This window comes from Lysinibacillus sp. NPDC094177 (genome assembly GCF_050279145.1).
Taxonomy (GTDB): domain Bacteria; phylum Bacillota; class Bacilli; order Bacillales_A; family Planococcaceae; genus Lysinibacillus.
The window spans coordinates 117,254-139,304 of the sequence record NZ_JBNNTW010000008.1 but is presented as its reverse complement, the minus strand read 5'-3'; the positions used below and the strand labels follow the sequence as shown (position 1 = coordinate 139,304).

General features: G+C 36.9%; 19 protein-coding genes. 16 read left to right on the top strand and 3 right to left on the bottom strand.

Features of this window, described 5'->3' with window-relative positions; genetic code table 11:
• Window positions 1–205: 205 nt before the first annotated feature.
• Window positions 206–427, bottom strand: coding sequence for a DeoR family transcriptional regulator (locus tag ACQKNC_RS14600; protein ID WP_036118795.1), 222 nt, complete (start codon window positions 425–427; stop codon window positions 206–208).
• 355 nt (window positions 428–782) lie between these two features.
• Here ACQKNC_RS14600 and pepV point away from each other — a divergent pair, with 355 nt between their 5' ends.
• From pepV to ACQKNC_RS14565, 7 genes are all read left to right on the top strand, one after another.
• Entirely contained in the window at window positions 783–2,189 is a 1,407-nt protein-coding gene (gene pepV / locus ACQKNC_RS14595) for a dipeptidase PepV (RefSeq protein ID WP_427425555.1), read from the top strand.
• A 27-nt stretch (window positions 2,190–2,216) separates the two neighbouring features.
• Window positions 2,217–3,071, top strand: coding sequence for a D-amino-acid transaminase (gene dat, locus ACQKNC_RS14590; protein WP_427425554.1), 855 nt, complete (start codon window positions 2,217–2,219; stop codon window positions 3,069–3,071).
• Between the two features lie 233 nt (window positions 3,072–3,304).
• Window positions 3,305–4,309, top strand: coding sequence for a nuclease-related domain-containing protein (locus ACQKNC_RS14585; protein ID WP_427425553.1), 1,005 nt, complete (start codon window positions 3,305–3,307; stop codon window positions 4,307–4,309).
• Window positions 4,310–4,312: 3 nt separating this feature from the next.
• Window positions 4,313–5,245 carry a diacylglycerol/lipid kinase family protein gene (locus ACQKNC_RS14580; RefSeq protein ID WP_427425552.1) on the top strand — a complete coding sequence of 311 codons (933 nt, stop codon included), beginning with the start codon at window positions 4,313–4,315 and terminating at the stop codon, window positions 5,243–5,245.
• Window positions 5,246–5,343: 98 nt separating this feature from the next.
• Window positions 5,344–5,991: a tRNA (guanosine(46)-N7)-methyltransferase TrmB gene (gene trmB, locus ACQKNC_RS14575; RefSeq protein ID WP_427425551.1), complete on the top strand. Its 648-nt coding sequence runs from the start codon at window positions 5,344–5,346 to the stop codon at window positions 5,989–5,991.
• Window positions 5,992–6,002: 11 nt separating this feature from the next.
• The gene (locus ACQKNC_RS14570; RefSeq protein ID WP_427425550.1) at window positions 6,003–6,866 is read left to right on the top strand and encodes a YtnP family quorum-quenching lactonase; all 864 of its coding nucleotides are present in this window, start codon (window positions 6,003–6,005) and stop codon (window positions 6,864–6,866) included.
• Window positions 6,867–7,179: 313 nt separating this feature from the next.
• Window positions 7,180–8,406, top strand: coding sequence for an ATP-grasp domain-containing protein (locus ACQKNC_RS14565; protein ID WP_427425549.1), 1,227 nt, complete (start codon window positions 7,180–7,182; stop codon window positions 8,404–8,406).
• 284 nt (window positions 8,407–8,690) lie between these two features.
• Here the strand turns inward: ACQKNC_RS14565 and ACQKNC_RS14560 are convergent, their stop codons facing one another.
• The gene (locus ACQKNC_RS14560; RefSeq protein ID WP_049667447.1) at window positions 8,691–9,005 is read right to left on the bottom strand and encodes a peptidase M4; all 315 of its coding nucleotides are present in this window, start codon (window positions 9,003–9,005) and stop codon (window positions 8,691–8,693) included.
• Window positions 9,006–9,361: 356 nt separating this feature from the next.
• Between ACQKNC_RS14560 and ACQKNC_RS14555 the strand changes: the two genes are divergently transcribed.
• The 9 genes from ACQKNC_RS14555 to ACQKNC_RS14515 all read left to right on the top strand — a co-directional run bounded on the left by ACQKNC_RS14555 (window position 9,362) and on the right by ACQKNC_RS14515 (window position 19,544).
• Window positions 9,362–10,438 (top strand): M42 family metallopeptidase, encoded by a 1,077-nt coding sequence (locus ACQKNC_RS14555; RefSeq protein WP_427425548.1) that lies wholly within the window; start codon window positions 9,362–9,364, stop codon window positions 10,436–10,438.
• A gap of 60 nt (window positions 10,439–10,498) precedes the next feature.
• Window positions 10,499–11,020: a DUF84 family protein gene (locus tag ACQKNC_RS14550; protein ID WP_427425547.1), complete on the top strand. Its 522-nt coding sequence runs from the start codon at window positions 10,499–10,501 to the stop codon at window positions 11,018–11,020.
• A gap of 94 nt (window positions 11,021–11,114) precedes the next feature.
• Window positions 11,115–11,633 (top strand): hypothetical protein, encoded by a 519-nt coding sequence (locus ACQKNC_RS14545; protein WP_427425546.1) that lies wholly within the window; start codon window positions 11,115–11,117, stop codon window positions 11,631–11,633.
• Window positions 11,634–11,782: 149 nt separating this feature from the next.
• Entirely contained in the window at window positions 11,783–12,607 is an 825-nt protein-coding gene (locus tag ACQKNC_RS14540) for a DUF1444 domain-containing protein (protein ID WP_427425545.1), read from the top strand.
• Window positions 12,604–13,218 (top strand): YtpR family tRNA-binding protein, encoded by a 615-nt coding sequence (gene ytpR / locus ACQKNC_RS14535; protein WP_427425544.1) that lies wholly within the window; start codon window positions 12,604–12,606, stop codon window positions 13,216–13,218. The genes ACQKNC_RS14540 and ytpR overlap by 4 nt, the downstream gene beginning before the upstream one ends.
• Window positions 13,219–13,675: 457 nt before the next feature.
• Window positions 13,676–16,759, top strand: coding sequence for a DNA translocase FtsK (locus ACQKNC_RS14530; RefSeq protein ID WP_427425543.1), 3,084 nt, complete (start codon window positions 13,676–13,678; stop codon window positions 16,757–16,759).
• A gap of 228 nt (window positions 16,760–16,987) precedes the next feature.
• Complete coding sequence (gene murC / locus ACQKNC_RS14525) at window positions 16,988–18,301, top strand: UDP-N-acetylmuramate--L-alanine ligase (RefSeq protein ID WP_427425542.1); 1,314 nt, start codon at window positions 16,988–16,990, stop codon at window positions 18,299–18,301.
• Between the two features lie 110 nt (window positions 18,302–18,411).
• Window positions 18,412–18,918 (top strand): DUF948 domain-containing protein, encoded by a 507-nt coding sequence (locus ACQKNC_RS14520; RefSeq protein WP_427425541.1) that lies wholly within the window; start codon window positions 18,412–18,414, stop codon window positions 18,916–18,918.
• Between the two features lie 131 nt (window positions 18,919–19,049).
• The gene (locus ACQKNC_RS14515) at window positions 19,050–19,544 is read left to right on the top strand and encodes a YtxH domain-containing protein (RefSeq protein WP_427425540.1); all 495 of its coding nucleotides are present in this window, start codon (window positions 19,050–19,052) and stop codon (window positions 19,542–19,544) included.
• A gap of 221 nt (window positions 19,545–19,765) precedes the next feature.
• Here ACQKNC_RS14515 and ACQKNC_RS14510 read toward each other — a convergent pair whose 3' ends face one another.
• Window positions 19,766–21,931 carry a cell division FtsA domain-containing protein gene (locus ACQKNC_RS14510; RefSeq protein ID WP_427425539.1) on the bottom strand — a complete coding sequence of 722 codons (2,166 nt, stop codon included), beginning with the start codon at window positions 21,929–21,931 and terminating at the stop codon, window positions 19,766–19,768.
• Window positions 21,932–22,051: the final 120 nt, after the last annotated feature.

Sequence of the window (22,051 nt, the reverse complement as noted above, 5' to 3'; positions counted from 1 at the left end):
TTTAATGATGAATACCATAAATAATGAATATTCATAATTAGAGGGAAATTCCACTAAAAGTAATCGCAATTTTTTGAGAGGTAATTTGCTTGGAATTTTGAGAAGTTGTGGGGAATCAAAAAATAGTAGAAAACAAAAAAAGAATGACCACGACGAAAGGTCATTCTTTTCCCATACAAAATGCTTTACGTGTTACACGTAAAAACTAAGACGTCATTTTTACTTTTTTCTTCGTCGTTGTCCATTTGCCTCGACTTGGACTCATCACCAAATCGTTAAAGGCTAACACGTTCAAATCTCTTTGAACGGTGCGAGGAGTGATACTAAACTCTTCGACTAAATCCTGTGTAGACACGGTTCCTTTGTCTAAAATAAACATGTACACGTCTTTAATACGATTAAGCATTCGATCAGTAGTTGGTTTCATAAATGAACCACTCCTTCATCTTAATTCTCTTGGCAAAGACTAGCGGACGACAATATGTGCGGAGTGCACTTAGGCTAATAAGTAGCTGCCTTAGACATCCCCTTTTCTAATTTTATATTCAGAAAAATTATTCTGATAACTTCATTATATAGAAAAGCTAGTCAATTTTCTAGTGAATGCAAGGGGAATTTACAATTTAAACATAAAATTTATACTGTATTTTGTGGGAATAAGTGAAAAACGTGCTATATGTGGTATTGTTCAAAGTAAGATTTTGAAAAGTTGTAAGAAAGATGATTGTAATTTATGTTGTAAAGAGTAGAATAATGTTAATACATTGAAGGAGGTACATCATATGGATTGGTTACAAGCTGCAAAGGAAAGGCAAGATGAATTAATACAAGAGTTACAGGAGCTTGTGCAAATTAATAGTGTTCTTGATGAAAATACGATCACTACTGAAGTACCTTTTGGCGATGGTCCACTAAAGGCTCTTGAATGGTTATTAGCAAAGGGCCAAGCTGAGGGACTGCAAACGAAAAATATTGATAATTATGCAGGACATATAGAGATGGGTAATGGTGATGATTTATTAGGTATTTTATGTCATGTTGACGTAGTACCAGTTGGTGATGAAAACGATTGGACATACCCACCCTTTAGCGGCACTGTTGCAGATGGTAAGCTATTTGCTCGTGGTGCAATAGATGATAAAGGCCCAACAATTGCGGCATGGATGGCCATGAAACTTGTTAAAGATGCAGGCATAGAGCTTAATAAAAGAGTACGTATGATTATCGGTACGGATGAAGAAACTGGCTTCCGCTGTGTCGACCACTATTTTAAACATGAGGAAATGCCGACGATTGGATTTGCACCAGATGCGGATTTCCCGCTCATTAATGCTGAAAAAGGCATCGCAGAGCTAGTGTTCTCTCAAAATAAAACAGGCGATGCTTCGAAAGAACAGCTATTACTATTTAATGCTGGAAAGCGACCAAATATGGTACCTGATTTTGCAAAAGCAACAGTGCAGTTAGTTTCTCCACAATTCGAACAGAATTTTCACACATTTTTAAGTAAAAATCAGCTAGAAGGCTCTTTATTAATCGAGGGTTCTCGCTATATAATAACTATCAAAGGTAAGGCAGCCCATGCAATGGAGCCGGAAAAAGGTGTCAATGCAGCTGTTTATCTTACAGCATTTTTACAACAAGAGTTGACGACTGAGGCAAGTAAACAATTTGTCGACTTTACTGCAGATGTTTTTTATCAAGACCATTATGGCCACAAGCTTGATTTACAATTTGAGGACGAAATGTCTGGTAAAACTACATTAAATCCAGGTATTGTAACCTATGATGTGGCTAAAGGTGGCAGCATGGTAATTAGCATGCGCTATTCTGTCACATATCCGTTTGATGAAAAAATCACGGAAGCACAACGCTTAGCTGTGACAAAAGGATTTTCATTAGATATTCAAGATGACTCAAAGCCTCATTATGTAAGCGAGGACGATGCATTTATCAAGACTTTAGCAGATATTTATAGACGTCAAACAGGAGATTATGAAACGCCTTTACTTTCTACAGGTGGCGGTACGTATGCACGTGTTATGAAAAAAGGTGTTGCATTTGGCATGCTGTTCCCAGGTGAACCTGACGTAGCGCATCGTGCGGATGAGTTTGTCGTCATTGAAAATCTCATAAAAGCAGCAGCTATTTATGCTGAAGCAATTGTTGAACTTGCAGGAAACAAATAAATTAAATATGAAAAGGATGAACGAAGCATGGCATATTCATTATGGAATGATCAAATCGTTGAAGAAGGATCTATAGCAGTATCCCCAGAAGACAGAGGTTACCAATTTGGTGACGGCATTTATGAAGTAATTAAAGTTTATAACGGAAATATGTTCACAGCACAAGAACACATTGATCGTTTCTATGCGAGTGCCGAAAAAATTCGTCTTGTCATTCCTTATACTAAAGACGTATTACACAAATTATTACATGAACTTATTGAAAAAAATAATTTGGAAACGGGACATGTTTACTTCCAAATTACACGTGGTACAACTTCTCGTAATCATATTTTCCCAGATGCAAGTGTTCCAGCTGTGTTAACAGGGAATATCAAAGTTGGCGAGCGTTCATATGAAAATTTTGAAAAAGGTGTTAAAGCTACCTTTGTAGAAGATATTCGTTGGTTACGTTGTGATATTAAATCTTTAAACTTATTAGGTGCTGTACTGGCAAAACAGGAAGCATCTGAAAAAGGCTGCTATGAAGCAATTTTACATCGTGGTGACATCGTAACAGAATGTTCATCAGCAAATGTTTACGGCATTAAAGACGGTAAACTTTATACACACCCTGCAAATAATTTCATTTTAAACGGTATTACACGCCAAGTTATTCTGAAATGTGCTGAGGAAATTAATTTACCAGTTATTGAAGAACCAATGACGAAAGCTGATGTATTAACAATGGATGAAATAATTGTGTCATCTGTATCTTCTGAAGTAACACCTGTAATCGATGTTGATGGAAATAAAATTGGTGCTGGAGTTCCAGGTGAATGGACTCGTAAATTACAGCAAGCATTCGAAGCGAAATTACCGCTTTCTATTAATGTGAAATAAATGAATCTTTTAAGAGAGCTACCATAAACTTGGGAAGCTCTCTTTTTCTTTAGAACAAATTATGGATGTTTTCTCTTGAAACGTCATGTAAAATAAAAAGGATGACTACAGTTGTAGAATGATTGCTATCGGGATTTAAAGTCAAAGAGCAAATGTCGATGTAATGAATGCAAATGTATATTACAAAATTAGCAAATTAGATATAGGGTAAGTAAGATTGGAGTGACCTTCACATGGCACAATTGGTGAAATTACAAGATTATATTTCGCGCTATCAAATTGATTTAGCAAGATATCCAACACAATTTGTACGCTTAAAGCAAAGTCAATGGGAGCGTGTTAAGCGACAATGGGAGTTAGGAGAAGAAATTAGCGAGTGGCAACATACCGACGACGATTCTGAAAATGATTCTTTCGAAGAAAAAGAAAGGTTCTCTTTATTCAAAAAAATATTTGCAGGACGTCAGAAGGAAGAAAATGAGGACGTTGAACAGATTGAAATAACGAATGAACTAGTGAGTGATGAAGATAGCATACCAGAAGAAGAAACGACTTTAACATTTGAACCCAAAATTGTCTATGCACCACAATCTATTCATGAATTAAAACGAATGTTTATCGATCAATTTTTCCATTTTCAAATGAAATGGGCAAGTTCAACACTGCGTGAAAAGTCGTATGTAGATCCTCGTTTTATGCGTGACCCATTGTTGCGGAATTTATTACAGAAATTACCGGATAATTATTTACTTTTTTATTATCCTATTTTACAAATTAGAAAAGCACCCATAGAGCTTGACGTTGTGCTAATGTCACCGACTGAATGTATTTGTATAACAGTGCTAGATGCGGAAAATCAAGCAGTTTATGTGGGGGGTAGTGAGCGATTCTGGATAAAAAAAGTAGGAACGAAGGATTCGAAAGTACTTAATCCCATGATAAATTTAAATCGTATGGAGTCGGTATTAACTCAATTATTTAAGCAGGACAATATAGATATGCCAATTCGAAAGGTTATTTTAACTCAGAATGGCTATTTCGATTATCCGGGGTCACCTTACGGAATTCAATTTGTTGATCGTCGAAATTATGGAGAGTGGATGGAGCATTTAAGAAAAGTGTCCTCTCCTATGAAGCATATGCAAATTCGTGCTTCACAAACGGTTTTAAATAATGTACAAACAACTTCCTTTAATCGAGATATTTGGCAGCAATCTTCTCAACCAGCCGGGGATTAGTGAATGCAAGTACTATTTATTGTCAATGAAGCAGCGGGACACGGCAAAGGTAAGAAAGTTTGGCATCAACTTCAACAGCAATTAACAATTAACTATGAAGTCGCCTTTACAGAATACGAGGGACATGGACAGGAACTTGCAAAAAATTGGGCGCAAGATACTCAAACAAAAAAATTAATTGTTATTGTTGGCGGTGACGGCACAATACATGAAGTTGTTAGTGGTGTTCTACATAATAAATTTATAGTAATAGGTGTAGTCCGTGCTGGCTCTGGAAATGATTTCGCACGATACTTTACTACATTTCAAAACGCTTCTCATATTGAAAGCTATATACAGACAGAAATGACTAACCGCCCAATGGATGTTGGTGCCATTCAGTTTGGAGATTCACAGCGAGAGATATTTGTCAATAATGCTGGTGTGGGCTTTGATGCATTTGTCACAAAACGTATTAATAAATCCCGTTTGAAGTTTTACCTCAATAAAATAGGGCTCGGCAAGCTATCCTATGCTGTGGCTGTTGTAAGAGGGCTATTTAGCTTTGAACGCTTTGATGTAACTATCCGTGCAAACGATCAAGAATGGCAATTTCAGCAGGCATGGTTTGTTGCGATGAGCAATCAACCTTATTTCGGAGGGGGGATGAAAATTTCTCCATCTTCGAAACCTGATGATGGACAAGCCGAAATAACAATCGTTCACGGTATTTCACGATTTAAATTGCTACTAGTTTTTGTCACGGTTTTTTTTGAAAAGCATACAAAATTTAAAGAGATTACTTTTTTACAAGGCAATCAATTTAATATTTTCGTGCACGAAAAAAACATTGATTGTCATACGGATGGTAATTATATTGGAGAAGTTAAAGATGGAACGAGGATTCATTGTACTGTGCAACGAGAGGCATGGCAGGTTATATCAAAAGGGCAGTGAAAAAATACCATTCTGCAATAATATCATGCGAACTTTATGGTAATACGTTATACTATAAAAAAATCAATAATTTTACGAGAAAGAAATGAGGAAAAAAATTGAGATTAAGAAATAAGCCTTGGGCGGAGGAAATGATTACGAATCATCCAGAGGTGATTGTTCCGAATCCTGAAGACTTTAAAGGAAATTGGCAGGCTGTTTTTGGAAATGACAATCCACTACATATTGAAGTAGGTACTGGGAAAGGACAATTTGTCACAGGTATGGCCTTACAAAATCCGGATATAAATTATATTGGCATTGAGCTTTATGACAGTGTAATTGTTTGTGCATTGGAAAAAATTATTGAGGCTAAATCTCCAGCGAATTTACGACTATTAAAAGTAGATGGCGCAGATTTAAATAAATTCTTTGAAAAAAATGATGTAGATCGTGTGTATCTGAATTTCTCAGATCCTTGGCCAAAAACGCGCCATGCTAAGCGACGTTTAACGCACGGGGATTTTTTGAAATTATATGAGTCGATTTTAGTGGATGAGGGGGAAATCCATTTTAAAACGGACAACCGTGGTTTGTTTGAGTATTCATTAACTAGTATTTCTGAATATGGTATGTTACTAAAGTATGTATCACTCGACCTACATGCGAATATGCCTGAGGATAATGTTATGACTGAATATGAGCAGAAATTTTCTGCTAAAGGACAGCCGATTTATCGTCTAGAATCGCAATTCTTTACTAAATAGGGGGAGTATGGATGGATCAGTTAAAGTTTCACAATATGTCATTATCATGGCTAAACGGGGGTGTCACTTGCCTTGATGGCGGTGCTATGTTTGGCGTTGTACCAAAACCACTTTGGTCACGCAAATATCCAGTCAACGAAAAAAATCAAATCGAGCTACCAACTGAGCCGATTTTAATTCAATATGGTGGTAAAAACTATATTGTTGATACTGGCGTTGGCTTTAACAAATTAAATGAAAAACAGCTACGAAACTTTGGGGTAACTGAGGAATCAACATTAGCAGCTAGCTTACAGGAGCTAGGATTAACAACAGCTGATATTGATGCAGTATTAATGACGCATTTACATTTTGACCACGCTGGAGGTTTAACGCAATGGGAAGATGATGTACTTGTACCAACATTCCCGAATGCCAAAATCTTTGTAACGAAAATCGAATGGGACGAAATGCGTGAGCCAAATGTTCGCTCGAAAAATACGTATTGGAAAGAAAACTGGGAGCCAGTTCAACACTTGGTAGAAACGTATGAAGGTACGTTAGAGGTAGCTCCGGGTATTGAAATGATCCATACGGGTGGACATAGTGATGGACATGCCATTATAAAATTGACTCAAAATGGCGAGGTATTATTGCATATGGCAGATATTATGCCAACACATGCACATCAAAATCCATTATGGATTTTAGCGTATGACGATTATCCAATGGCAAGTGTTTTTGCAAAGGAACGTATAATGAAAGAAGCACTTGCGAATGGCTACGGCTTTATCTTCTACCATGATGCGTATTACCGTATGATTAAATGGGATGAAACAGGTAAAGAAATTGTAGATAAATTAGAACGCAGCAGACAAGCTGTTATTACATTCTAATTTATAGAAACGTGTGAACCTTTAGGGTTTGCACGTTTTTTTCATAGTGTTGAAAACTATTGTGTCAATAAAATTAAGGTAATTAATGTGAGCGGGCTTCAATCCGCCTCCTTCCTTTACTATCATTATGTTTTCTGCACGAAAGCGAAGCGGCAGCGATAAAAGCGCCCAGCCGGAACGGAAATCAACCACACGCTATGGCGAAGATCATATTTGTCTAAACCCCATTTTTTTGACACTTTTTTCGTGAACATCTTGGAAAATATGATACACTAAAAGCTATACTAAAACACAAAAGAGAGTTGAAATTTACATGGCAACTGAGCAACCATTTTTACCAGTATTATTAGGATCAGATATGAATGCATATGGGATGGCACGTGCATTTTACGAGGCATATGGTATTAAACCACTTGTATTAGGACGTTCACATTTAACGGCAACGCAAGACAGCCATATCATAAATTTCCAAGAGATTGATCGTTTAAATGAACAGGATGTATTTGCACCTGCACTTGCAAAAGTCGCAAAAAAATATTCTGATAAAAAACTACTGTTGTTAGCTTGTGGAGACGATTATGCAAAGCTTATCATCAAAAATAAGCCGGCATTGCAGGAACATTTTACAGTGCCATACATTGATGAATCACTTATGGATGAAATTTTATTAAAAGAAAATTTCTATAAAATGTGTGATAAGTACGATTTTAAATATCCAGGTACGACGACTGTAACAGCAGACAATTACGAAAACTTTACACCTCCTTTTGATTACCCAATTATTTTAAAGGCATCTAACTCGGTGGAATACTGGGCATGTAAATTCCCAGGTAAGAAAAAAGTTTTCGTTGCGAATGATGAAGCGGAAAAAACAGCTATTTTAAAAGCAATCTATAGCTCAACTTATCAGGATACAATGATTATTCAAGAATTCATTCCAGGTGATGATTCTTATATGCGTGTATTAAACGCGTATGTAGGGAAAGATGGCAAAGTGAAGCTAATGTGTCTAGGAAACCCAATCTTAGAGGAGCATTCACCTGAAGGGATTGGTAGTTATGCAGCCATTGTTACAACATACGATAAAGAATTAATGGATCAAGTACGCTCCTTCTTAGAGGATATTGGTTATACAGGCTTTGCTAACTTTGATATGAAATACGATATGCGTGACAAACAATATAAGCTGTTTGAAATAAACTTACGTAATGGGCGCTCTAGCTATTATGTAACTGCAAGTGGTCATAATTTAATGAAGTATGTAGCTGACGACCATATGTTAAATATTGAACAAGAAGTAACTTATGTTCAGGATAAGCATTTATGGATGATCATTCCTAAAGGTGTACTATTCAAGTATGCATCAAATGAAAAGCTTAAATTAGAAGCTAAAAAATTAATTCGTGAAGGGAAATATACAAACTCTCTTTACTTTAATCAAGATATGAATGCGAAACGTTGGGTAAAGTTAACGTTAAATAATTTAAATTATTATCGAAAATATAAAAAATACTTCAACAATAAAGGATTGACTGAGTAAAACAAAGAAACCATCTCATATAACTGAGATGGTTTTTTCATAAAATCGGAAAACAAAATGATTAAGGGGAAATTTGTAAAAGTTGTACTTTTTTAAATGTGGGTTATTTCCGTTCCAGGCTACTCGCTTTGTCGGAACGGAAATCAACCTCTCGTTTTGTTGAAGAACCACACCTTAATTTGATGGACATAAAAGTTTTTCTATAACAAGGAAGAAGCCATCTCAAATAGCTGAGATGGCTTCTTTTGTAGTCTATAATTTTTGTCGCGAATTAATGTGTAAGGTTATACTTCTTGTAACTCTACTACAACACCTGAGCGAGCGTCTGCAGCGAATTCAAATGTTTGCATTTCGCCCTCATGCATACGAGAGATACCACCACGGTATACTGGAATAGTCATAATCCCGTTTGAGAAATTGTCTGTTTTCATAAAAATCCAAGAACCATCAATCGGTGAATCCTTTTTAAATTCTTTTTTTATGTTTTCGAGTACTTGTCCTGCAGGTACATACGGAGAAACCTTTTCACTTGCTTCTTTAACAATGACTGCGGCAGCTAGGCCAGTAGCAACACCAATTAAAAAATCACGTAATTTCATGTGTTTTTCCTCCTTTTTCTATAGCTTCATTTTAACATAGCATACAGAGTGAATGCACGTTCACACTGTAGCACTTTTTAGGAAATGTATCAATATTTCCAATTTGGAAATCAATTCCGCTTTTGCGTAATTGACGCTGCCGCATCGCTTTCGCACAGATTAATGACCACAGGACGTGGTGTTCTTTAGAATGAGTTACTCGTTACTCTATTTTTGCAATTTAACCTTTAAAGATGAAACTACACACTCGTATACATATCGCTACTTATTGAATAATGGGAATCTTCAGCTCAATGAAGATAAATATGATACAATAAACAAGGAAGAATATTCTACTTCGTGGGGAGAGAGTCATCATGAATGAGGAAACATTACAATTATTTAAAACATTAACAGAATTACCAGGCGCCCCAGGTAATGAACATGCAGTACGTGCGTTCATGCGTTCTGAGTTGGAAAAGTACTCGGATGAGATCGTTCAGGATAATTTAGGGGGTATTTTCGGTGTGAAGCATAGTGAAGTTGCTGATGCACCAAAAGTGTTAGTTGCTGGTCATATGGATGAAGTGGCATTCATGGTTACTTCTATTACTGATAACGGGATGATCCGCTTTCAAACATTAGGTGGCTGGTGGAACCAGGTTATGCTAGCACAACGAGTTGAAGTATTTACCAAGAATGGTGCAATTCCTGGCGTGATTTCATCAATACCACCACATTTATTAACAGATGCTGAACGTTCTAAACCGATGGATATTAAAAATATGCTAATAGATGTTGGTGCAGACAATAAAGAAGATGCTATTGCACTTGGCGTTCGTCCAGGTCAATCAATTATCCCTGTCTGCCCATTTACACCAATGGCCAATCCGAAAAAAATTATGGCCAAGGCTTGGGATAACCGCTATGGCTGTGGATTGGCAATTGAATTGATGAAAGAGGTAAAAGGTGAAAAGCTAGCCTCGCATTTATATTCAGGTGCCAATGTAATGGAAGAAGTTGGTCTACGAGGTGCTCAAGTATCCGCAAATATGATTAAACCGGATTTATTCTTTGCTCTAGATGCTTCACCTGCAAATGATATGTCAGGAGAAAAAAATCAATTTGGTCAGCTTGGAAAAGGGACATTATTACGTATTCTTGACCGTACGATGGTTACACATAGAGGTATGCGTGAATTCATCTTAGATACTGCGGAAACGAATAATATCCCTTATCAATATTTTGTATCACAAGGTGGTACGGATGCAGGTCGTGTGCATACGGCAAATGACGGTGTTCCTAGTGCAGTAATTGGTGTTTGTTCACGCTATATTCATACATCTGCGTCAATTATTCATATTGATGACTATGCAGCTGCAAAAGCTTTAATTGTAGAACTAGTGAAGAAAGCAGATCGTTCGACATTAGCAACGATTCGCGCTAATGTGTAAGAAGTTAAAAGATGCCCTTAAAGGCATCTTTTTCTATGTAAAGAAAGAGGGATTTGAAAAATGAACATAGTTATAGGGACAACAAACAAAGCAAAAATAGAGGCAGTTAAAGTTATAGCCAGAAAATATTTTGATAAACCCAATTTCATCTATGTAAAGGCTGCTTCACATGTATCTGATCAACCGATGACCCATGAAGAAACACGAATGGGAGCAATAAATCGCTCAAAAAACGCAATCAATGAGACAGGTGCGCAATTATCCTTTGGTTTAGAGGGAGGGGTAACTGAAATTGATGGTGTTATGTACGTTTGTAACTGGGGAGCTCTTACAGTGTCAAATGGCACAACCTATACAGCTGCTGGCGCACAAATTATATTACCAGAAGAAATTGCCCGGGAAATAAGAGCTGGGCAGGAACTAGGGCCTGTAATGGAGCAATATACACAACGTCGAGATATTCGACAAGGTACGGGGGCTGTAGGTATTTTCACGCAAGGATTAGTAAGTCGTCAGATGATGTTTGAGCATATAGTCTCACTTCTTGTTGGTCAATATTTATTCACATTAGCACATGAGTAGTGTCTTTTGATTAGTTATAATGGAATAGAGAAGTTGCAACTTTGAAAAAAATTTTTTAAAATAAGAAAAAGTTAGCAATGAGAGGAAGAAAAACATGTCTTATACATCACTGAGAGCTGTAGGCTTAATATTTCTACTTTTGATGCTTACTGGCTGCAATCAATCTGTTGATGAACAAATTAAAAACGGACTTCAAATAACAAAAACTGTTTTTGCAGAAGAGCCAAAGGAACATACAGATAGTATTGGGGATGTAGAGTTATACTTACCTTCAAACTTTAAAGTTGACGACAGTTCAGATGCATATAATATATTAGTAACGAAAGGGCAAGAGAGTTATATTCTTTTCATTAATGATCGCGAAGATGCAGATAGTAAACTTTATTACAATCTAATAAAAGCGGATAGTTCAAAGAACATTATCGAAGAAAATACTTATAAAAAGGATGGTGTTTTCGGCTTTGCAGCTGTTTTAAAAACCGACAATGAAAATGAATTTGAGCTTATTGTAAGTAGCGGTGGTGTAAAGATGACGACCATTTCTCAGGCAAAATATATTAAAGATAATTTACACGAGATGACGAAAATCGTTCATTCGGTTAAGATTAAATAATTGGATAGTTTTGAACAGAACGGTTCACAAACATGTGAGCCGTTTTCTCTTCTTACAACTTCTTTCAGCAATGTTTTATGTAACGAAAGCAAAGCGTTAGCGCAATTACGCTAAAAATAATATGATTTTGAAGAAAGGATGTGAGCTAGATGAAACAAATTAAATCAGAACAACTAGTGTCCCTATTAATGCAACAATTGAATGAGGAAAAGTTTGATTTTGAATTTGATAAAAAGCACGATAAATTACGTCTAAACCATAAAAAAATTGGTAAAGGGATGGAGCTTTCTCTGCCAGGTATTTTAGCAAAATATAATGACAAGCAAGGCGCTGCAATCGATGAAGTCGTTTATACTATAGAGCAAACCTTTAATGCTATGGAGCAAGAGATAGAACGAGGATTCCAAGCTACTACACAAATTTATCCAGTTATTCGTGCAACATCCTACCCTCAAGCCTCGAAGGAGGGGCACGCATTCATCACTACTGAACATACAGCTGAAACACGTATTTTTTATGCGCTTGATTTAGGAAAAACCTATCGTTTTATTGATGAATCCATGTTAGAGGTACTACAATTAACATTAGAGCAAATTCGTGAAATGGCACGATTTTCCGTTAAGCAACTACCAACTGTTTACAAGAAAGATGAAGTTGCAGGAAATATTTTCTACTTTGTTAATGCGAATGATGGCTACGATGCAAGTCGTATTTTAAATGAAAGCTTTTTGAAAGAAATGCAGACTAAAATTGAAGGTGATATGACGTTATCTGTGCCACATCAGGATGTATTAATAGTAGGTGATATTCGTAATGAAACAGGGTATGATGTATTAGCGCAGATGACGATGCATTTCTTCGCTGTCGGTACCGTACCGATTACGTCATTATCATTTATTTATGAAGATGGGGAGTTAGAACCGATCTTTATATTAGCAAAAAACAGAGTTAAAAAGGAGCAAGAGAAACAATGAATGTATTTTACAACAAAGAGCATGTAGGAGATGTATTGCTAGTACAATTAGCAACAGAATCAATCGTAAAAACAGAGGTAGAACGTGCAGGTGATATCGCTATATTAAAGGAAGCACAAACAGGTGAGATTAAAGCATTTAATTTATTTAATGCCAGCAACTATATACAAACTGATGCAAAGGGTCTAGTTGAAGTTACTCCAGAATTAGTAGCACAGCTAGAGGCAGCTATTACGAAAAATGGAGCTGAAATCAGCCTTGATGTAGATTTTTCTGCAAAATTTGTCGTGGGCTATGTAGAAACAAAGGACAAGCATCCAAATGCTGATAAATTAAGTATTTGTTCTGTAAACGTAGGTGAGGAAACATTACAAATTGTATGTGGCGCACCAAATGTGGAAGCTGGTCAAAAGGTTGTCGTAGCAAAAATTGGTGCAGTAATGCCTTCTGGAATGCTTATTAAAGAAGGTAATTTGCGAGGTGTTGAATCATACGGTATGCTATGTTCAGCACGCGAATTAGCAATACCAAATGCACCTTCTGAAAAAGGGATTTTAGTATTACCGGAAGATGCGATAACTGGTAGTGCGTTTGAGGCACCAACTAGATAAAGCCTTCGGAAGCACTGTTTAGCTGTTCTAAAGTGCAGCGACATCGGCAAATGTTTTCTGTAGCGAAAGCAAAGCGGCAGCTTCAATTTGCCGAGACAAAATTGATTATATGTACTTAAAATCGTTATGCTACTAAAATGCTAGTAACATAACGATTTTTTTGTGTAGAATGAGCCTCTAAATACAAGTTTCTATAACATTTTTATGGTATGCTTTTTGTTATAGACATTTAACTTCTTTCGGCAAATTTTTTTTGTAGCGAAAGCGAAGCGACAGCAAAATGGTTTTATCTGTGCGAAAGCGACAGCAACAACAACAACACACGACTGAGTGACCAACATCGTGTTGGCCCTCGTGCAGGCCTTAGCACAAAGCCGATTAAGGACGCAATTATGCCGAGGCATAATTGATTTAGTTAATGCTATAAATGAAGTGTATGAGAAATGAGTGAAACAATGTGAATTGGTTAAAAAAACAAATGAATAAATTTTTAAATAAAGATGACAATGATTACGAATATGAAGAGTTTTATGAAGACTATGAAGAAGAACAATCTGAGCAGTTACATTCATATAAACAATCACATATATCAAAGCAAAAAACTTTTCGTTTTCCTTTAATTGAGGATCAGGAGTTTTCAGATTCGCCTTCAATACCACCATCAAAAGAAGCATTCAATCAAATGGACGATTCTTACTCCGGACAAATTGAAGATTTATCGCTGCCGAGGCATTTAAAGAATCATATTGTGGATTCGAGTGTTTATGATATCGAGGTTTCAGGTATTCGGGATCTACTAGCAAATCGAACGAAGAGAACCGGAAGAACGATGGTAACACGAAGTCAGCCTGAAACGGAGAATCGTTCAAAAGCAAGTCTTGTTTTTCGAGATGCACAAAATGAGTTACCGACGTCACCTAAAAAAACGAATTATCAATTAGAAAAAGCAGATGAAAGTGTTTTACCCGAAAATCGCAAGCGTTTTGTACCCAGTGATGTTCCTTCACCAGTCTATGGTTTTGCTAAGCCGAGCCCAATTGAGCAATTATTAGAGAAACGGAAGGAAGAGCACAACAAAGAGTTAGAAATACCTACAGTATCTAAGTCTTTAAAAGAAGCGACAACAAATGAGGCTATTGAAAATATACTAGAAGAAAAAGAGCCTATTAGCATAGTTCAGAAAGATGTACTTAACCATTTAGAAATCCCTGAAACAATTGAAGCACCAGCAAAGCAACCGATTACTTTTGATGATAAATTAACAGAACAAACAATTCATCCAAGTGATAAATCAAAGTCGGAATTACCTGTACCGCAAACAACTTCCTTTGCCGTAGAATTTGAAGATCAAGTGAAAGAAGCCGTTCAGCATGAGCTGAATGTAGAACAACTTTCAGCTGAACATTCGGAAATCCATGTGAAAGAAGTAGTTGTAGAACAACTACAAATCGAAAATTCTACCATCCACATAGGTGAAGTTACAGTTGTTCAGCCATCAATGAATGAAGATAATGAGCAAGATGAATCGCGAGAACAATATTTGGAAAAGAAAGAAAAAAGAGGCATTCCATTTAATGTTTTAATGCTAAAAACTGATAAAGAGAAATGGAGAATCCAACAGCAATTAAAAGATTCGAAGCCAACACCAACAATTGTTGAGGAATGCCAAGAGGAACAGGTTGCTTCTTCTGAAGATATTAATTTAGATGTAGAACATCAATTAGTGCCATCCAATAAAGACCTTCAACAATCTATACATTTAGAGAATAGTGAGATGGACAATAAAACAGCGCCACAATCGACGGAGGAAAATGAGATTTCTATTCAAAATACTGCACCATTCAATGCTGCAACAGAGAGTGTATCAGTCATTACAATGGCACCAGTAATATCAATGTCTAACGTTTCGACATTAGAAAAGACAGTGATTGATATTGAGAGCTCCGACGAAATTTCAGCAACTACTGAAATGGAAGTAGAAATAACTACTGAAGAGGAGCTTGCTACCGAAAATTTAGTTATTCCCGAGGAAGATTCTATTAACATAGAAGAATATCCAGAGCAACCTTCTATGGCAGATGAAACTTTAGTGGAAAATCAAGAAATGGAAGTTCCTCAAAAAACAGTTAAAGTGTATCAAAAACCAGATGAAGAGTTTTTAGAGCCGCCTGAAGAAAAAACACAGGATACTGAATGGATGGAGCAACAGGGAGAAACGTTGGTCGAGGCTTTGTCTTATTTCCAAATCTCAGCTCAAATAGAATCCATTATGCAAGGACCTGCCGTGACACAATTTGAAATAACAGTGAGTCATGGTACGAAGGTTAGCAAAATCCGCAATCTATCAGATGATTTGAAACTTGCATTGGCAGCGAAAGATATCCGCATCCAAGCTCCGATTCCTGGAAAGAGCTCAATTGGCATTGAGATACCGAACCGTGTTTCTCGCGCTGTTCGATTATCAGAAGTGACAAATAGTGCTTCTTTTCTTGAGTCAGATTCACCGTTAGAAGCAGCATTGGGTCTGGATTTAACAGGGAAGCCTGTAACCATTGATTTACGAAAAATGCCACATGGCTTAATAGCTGGAGCTACAGGTTCTGGTAAATCAGTTTGTATCAATTCAATTTTGGTTAGTTTATTATATAAAGCTGCACCACATGAATTAAAGCTGATGCTTATCGATCCTAAAATGGTAGAATTAGCACCGTTTAATCATATTCCACATTTAGTTAGCCCAGTCATCACAGATGTTAAGGCTGCTACAGCTGCACTGAAATGGGCAGTGGAGGAAATGGAGCGTCGTTATCAGTTATTTGCTCATGCGGGTGCACGTGATATTACACGTTATAATGCAATTGCGGATAAAAATAATCAACATAGCTTAAAATTACCGTATATTTTAATTGTCATCGATGAATTGGCAGATTTAATGATGATGTCTCCTGCAGATGTAGAGGAAGCGATTTGTCGTATTGCGCAAAAGGCACGTGCTTGTGGTATCCATTTAATTGTTGCAACTCAAAGACCGTCTGTTGACGTTATTACAGGGCTTATTAAATCAAATATTCCTACACGTATTGCCTTTGCGGTATCTTCACAAATCGATTCGCGTACTATTTTAGATGGGCAAGGTGCAGAAAGATTACTTGGACGAGGCGATATGTTATATTTAGGTAATGGTATGTCTGCTCCGGTGCGTTTGCAGGGGACATTTGTGACAGATGATGAAATTGAAGCGATTATTGAGCATGTTCGTGAGCAAGGAGAGCCTGATTATATATTTGATCAAGAGGAACTTTTAAAGAAGACGGAGGTTTCTGCTGAGCAAGATGATCTGTTTGAGGATGTATGCCGATTTGTGTATGAGCAGGGTGGTGCTTCTACTTCTTTGGTTCAGCGCAAATACCGTATTGGCTATAATCGTGCTGCTCGTTTAATTGATATGTTGGAATCGCATGGTTTTGTGTCTGAGGCAAGAGGCAGTAAACCACGAGAAAGTTACATTACAGAAGAAGATTTAATTGCTATGTTTGAATAAGAATTGTATTGTTTTCGTATAGATTATCTTTTTCACGTCGAAATTAGTATTTTTAGAAAAGTTACACATTTATCCTTATGCATAAATAGTGCTATAATAGACAAGATGTGATGATAAGTACGTATTTTTTTGAACTTACAAAGGTATTAATACCTAATAATTAGTGGGAAAATACGATACACCTAATAGATGATAGAAGGGATATTGAATTCCCGGGGGGTTTAATTAATGACAGTTTTTCATTTCACAGGCATTAAAGGTTCTGGCATGAGTTCACTTGCACAAATCTTATTTGATGCTGGTGAACAAGTACAGGGCTCAGATGTTGATAAATATTTCTTCACGGAACAGCCGTTACGTGAGCGTAATATTCCAATTTTTATATTTAATGCAGATAATATTAAAGAAGGTATGACAGTTATTGCAGGGAACGCATTTCCTGATGACCATCCTGAATTAGAGCGTGCTCGTGAAATCGGTGTAGAAGTTATTCGCTACCATAAATTTTTAGGTGAATATATCGGAAATTATACGTCGATTGCTATTACGGGTGCACATGGTAAAACATCTACAACAGGCTTAATGGCTCATGTTGTAGGCGGCTATAAACCAACTTCTTATTTAATCGGTGATGGAACAGGCGCTGGGCATGAAGATGCTAACTTCTTTGTGATGGAAGCGTGTGAATACCGTCGACATTTTTTAGCTTACAATCCAGATTACGCTGTAATGACGAATATTGATTTTGACCATCCAGACTACTTTGCAAACTTAGAGGATGTTTATTCAGCCTTTCAATCATTAGCATTACAGGTGAAAAAAGCGATTATTGCTTGCGGTGATGATGAACAGTTACAACGTATTCAAGCGAAGGTGCCTGTTGTTTATTATGGATTTGGGGCTGAAAATGATTTTGAAGCTCGTAATGTTGAAAAAACAACAAAGGGTACAAAATTTGATGTATTTGTTCGCAATGAATTTTATAGTACATTCTTTATCCCGTTATTTGGAGATCATGCGGTATTAAATACTTTAGCTGTTATTACACTTTGTCAATATGAAGATATTTCACCAGACATCGTTCAAGAACGTTTAAACACATACAAAGGTGTAAAAAGACGTTTTACAGAAACGGATATTGGGAATAATGTTTTAATAGATGACTATGCACACCATCCAACAGAAATCCGTGCAACGATTCAATCAGCACGACAAAAATTTCCAGAGCGTGAGCTAGTAGCTATTTTCCAACCACATACATTTACACGTACACAAGCTTTTTTACAGGATTTTGCAGATAGTCTAAGTCTTGCAGATACAGCATACTTATGTGATATTTTTGGCTCTGCAAGGGAAACACAAGGCGCACTTTCAATCCAAGATTTAGCGTCTTTAATTGAAGGCAGTGCAGTGATTACCACTGAAGGAATTGAAGTGTTAACAAAGCATAAGGGCGCAGTATTTTTATTTATGGGCGCTGGTGATGTTCACAAATTCCAAGATGCTTTTGAAGACGTGCTAAAAAACAACGAAACAGCTTAGTCCGCAAGGAATAAGCTGTTTTTTCTCAAAAATGAGGAGGAATTCAGTTTTTTTTGTCGAAGATAAGGAAAGAATAGTAAAAAGAATTTTTACTTGCAGGAGGTCTAGTTATGGAAGTTATTTTGTATATTGCAGCAATCATTGCAGCAATTGGGTTTTTAATTTTTTGTGTGAGCGTTGGAATGACATTATTTTCGCTCAAACCAATCCTTAACAGTTTAGCTGGTACATTATCGGGGATTGAAGGACAAATGGAAGGTATTACACGTGAAACGACTTCCTTACTATCTAAAACAAATAGCTTGGCAGAGGATATTCAAGAAAAATCTGAACAGTTAAATTCTGTTGTTCATGCAGTCAAAGGAATTGGCGACTCTGTGAATGGTTTAAATACATCTGTACAGCAAATTACTTCTTCAATTTCTAATAGTGTGGAACAAAATGAAGAAAAAATTGCACAGGTTGTTCAGTGGAGCAATGTCGCAATGGGCATTGCAGATAAGTGGAAGAAACGTAAAATTATCGATCAGGCCAATGAGGTGATTCATGAAGATGTTTATTCTTTTGAATCGGAGCAGTCGGAAAAATCGAAAAGAAAATGGGGCCGTAAAAAATAATTTTTCGGTAGACATTAAATGTCAACGGAATAAAAATAAAGTCTTAGGCATATGTTGAAGAATGCATCCGCGAAAGCAGATGGACAACCAATCTAAGTAAATTAGATAATAGGATGGGGAGGAATTGTTGCATGACAACTCAAAAGCCAAATTATAATGAAGTGAAGGAACAACAACTTGAAAGTTCATTACCACAGCTTTATCAACCGCAAGATTCGATTTACGAAGAGGAGCGAGTGAACATGAAGGATTTTGTTATTGGCGCATTAGTTGGGGGTATAGTAGGTGCAGCAGCAGGCTTATTACTAGCTCCAAAATCAGGAAAAGATTTACGAAGCGATGTAGCAGTACAAGCTGTTAACTTAAAAGATAAGAGTGCAGATTTCTCGACAACTGCAAAAGATAAAACGGTTCAATTATCTAAACAAATTCAAGAACAATCTACTCAATTAGTAGAGAAAGTAAAAACATTAAAATCAGCAAAAGCACCAACTGTTTTTGATGATGGTACTGTTTCTTTTGAGGGTGAAGAGCCACTGGAGGATTTCATTCCTCGTGAAGAACCTAAAGCAGAGGATGCTAGTGAAAAACAAACTGAAGAAAAAAGCGAAGAAGTTCGCGCATAATAGATAAAAGGGATACGTTACAACTATCGAAGATGTAACGTATCCCTTTTTTTATTGTTAAGGAAACTATGGATTTTTTGCCTGTGGATAAACTAGAGCAAAGTCGTCGTCTAGGCTAAAACGCTACATCCTCGAGGTCGCTTCGATCCCTCGGGCAAAAGTGGTGGAGCGTTTACTTTTGCTTCGGGCTCTCCAGCGCTTGTCGGATGTAAACGAGCGCTTTAGCGCATTTGTTCAGATATAGGCGCTTTTTCTAGTAAAATCTCTAATTTATCTCCACCGAAAATTTCCATATCGAAGCTTGCCGGTTGACCATTTCGTAAAATCGTGAAATTACCTTTAAATGTAGTAGGTAATTGCCAATTGGAGAAGCGGAACACATCTTGGTATATCCAACGACTTCGGTCTTTTTCTTCAAATGAGATTGTTGCTCCGTTTGGAACGGTTGAAAGAGGTAATACTACTACATGATTAACGAAAACTTCGTTCGCCATCTTCTTCAGCTCCAACACCTCGTTTTGAAAGTGTATTATGATTTTATCCTCAAGTAAAACATTCATTTGGTCAGCAATCCGTTGAACAGTAGGGAATGTTTGTTGCTGAAATGTAATAACATCACCATCTTGAACAGCATATGACATTTTAGAGGGTTTATCATTAATCATTAAATGGGCTGAAAACTCTGGTAAATAAAGTTGCTTTCCGTCTACTTGAATATAAAATGACTCAAATTGTTTTAATAACTCCCAATTATTTGTGAGCTTAAATACATCCTCGACTGTTTCAGCTATTTCAAACTTAACAACATCTCGATCATTTAATGCACTATCGAGTGATACAAGGGAACCATTGACAGTTATTTGTGGTTCGATTACATATTTTGTATGTTGAATTATCACTGTTTTGATGGCGGCATTATCTACAATATCTCTCACCGTAGCGTTAGCTGGCTGACCGTCTTGGCCTTCGATTAACTGGATAGCATCACCTGTTTTAATCATCGTTTTAGTGGATGCCTGATGACCATTCACTAAAATTTCTGCGGGCTGACCGTGACCACCAGGGATGAAAATATCTTGTCCATTTACATTCACTGATAATCCATGTCCTGGTTTTCCATATAATTGCTTTGCTCGAATATTGGCAGCTAAAAATGCATCGGCAACAGTCATTTCCTTTAATTCAAAAAGGCGAACGACTTGTTCATTGACAGTTAGACTCATATATTGAATTGGCATTTTTTTTGCTGCAATGGCAATACCGATTGGGGTCACCAATTCAGGAGATGCTTTAATATGATCTTCCTTCGTTATGTTTTGAATGGCGTCTATCCCTCGAACGGCAATGCGATTAGCAGGTAAATCTAGAACTAGTCCAAGTTCGGTTGTAAGATTTGGTGTTAAGCTACCTCCACCAACAAGCATTACCGCCTTAGGAGCTATTTGATTATTAAGACGTAAAATTTCTTCACCAATGGCTTTTGCAAGTTGTTTAACAGCATGATCAATCGCTTGAAGAACTTCTTCTTTCGGATGATATTGATCAAAGCCTAAAATATCCTGAATTAAAATTTCTTCTTCTGTTTGCAGTTGACGCTTCGCTTCTTCAGCAACTGGGAAGTCTAGTAAGAAGTGGTCACTTAAAGCCTCTGTTATTTCATCACCGGCTGTTGGCACCATCCCATATGCGACAACTGTACTTTTATCAGTAATGGCAATATCAGATGTACCAGCACCAATATCAACAAGTGCCACATTTAAACGACGCATTGTTGGGGGGATAAGCACATTAATAGCTGCAATAGGTTCTAATGTTAGCGCATCCATTTCTAAATCCGCGCGTTTAAGAGCTGCAATAAGTGATTCTACGACAACTCGTGGCAGGAATGTAGCAATAACTTCAATTTGTGCCTCATCACCCTGCTGATCGAGTAGGCTACCAATTTCTTCTCCATCTAAACGGTAGTATAAAACTGAATAACCAACACAATAATAGTGGCTTATTTTAGAGTCTTCTTTATGTTGAAGGAGCTGTTGCTGTGCCTGTTGAACAGCTTGTAATTCTAAACGACTTATATCGTCTTCTGTAAAGATTGGTCGATTACGTATATTGATTGTCACGCTTGCTTGCTCAGTTTTCAATGAGCGACCTGCTGCAGCGACACTCACTTTTGTTAAAGGACCATGCTTCTCTTCAAGTTCATGTTTAATTTCATTGATTAAATCTGCCACATACATGACATTATGTATTTGACCATCAACCATGGCGCGTTCTTTATGTTCTTTTACTAAAATGTCTTCCACGTGAAAGCTGTCATTATCTTCTGCTAAAATAATGCCTACTACAGAACGTGTACCGATATCAAGTGCGAATAATTTTGAACTCAATGTACTCGCTTCCTTTCTCGTAATATGTTAATATAATTATATAATTTAGCGAGTTGAAGCGCTAAATTAAAAATGCGTGACATTCTGTGCAACATTGATTATAATGTTGCTAATATCTAA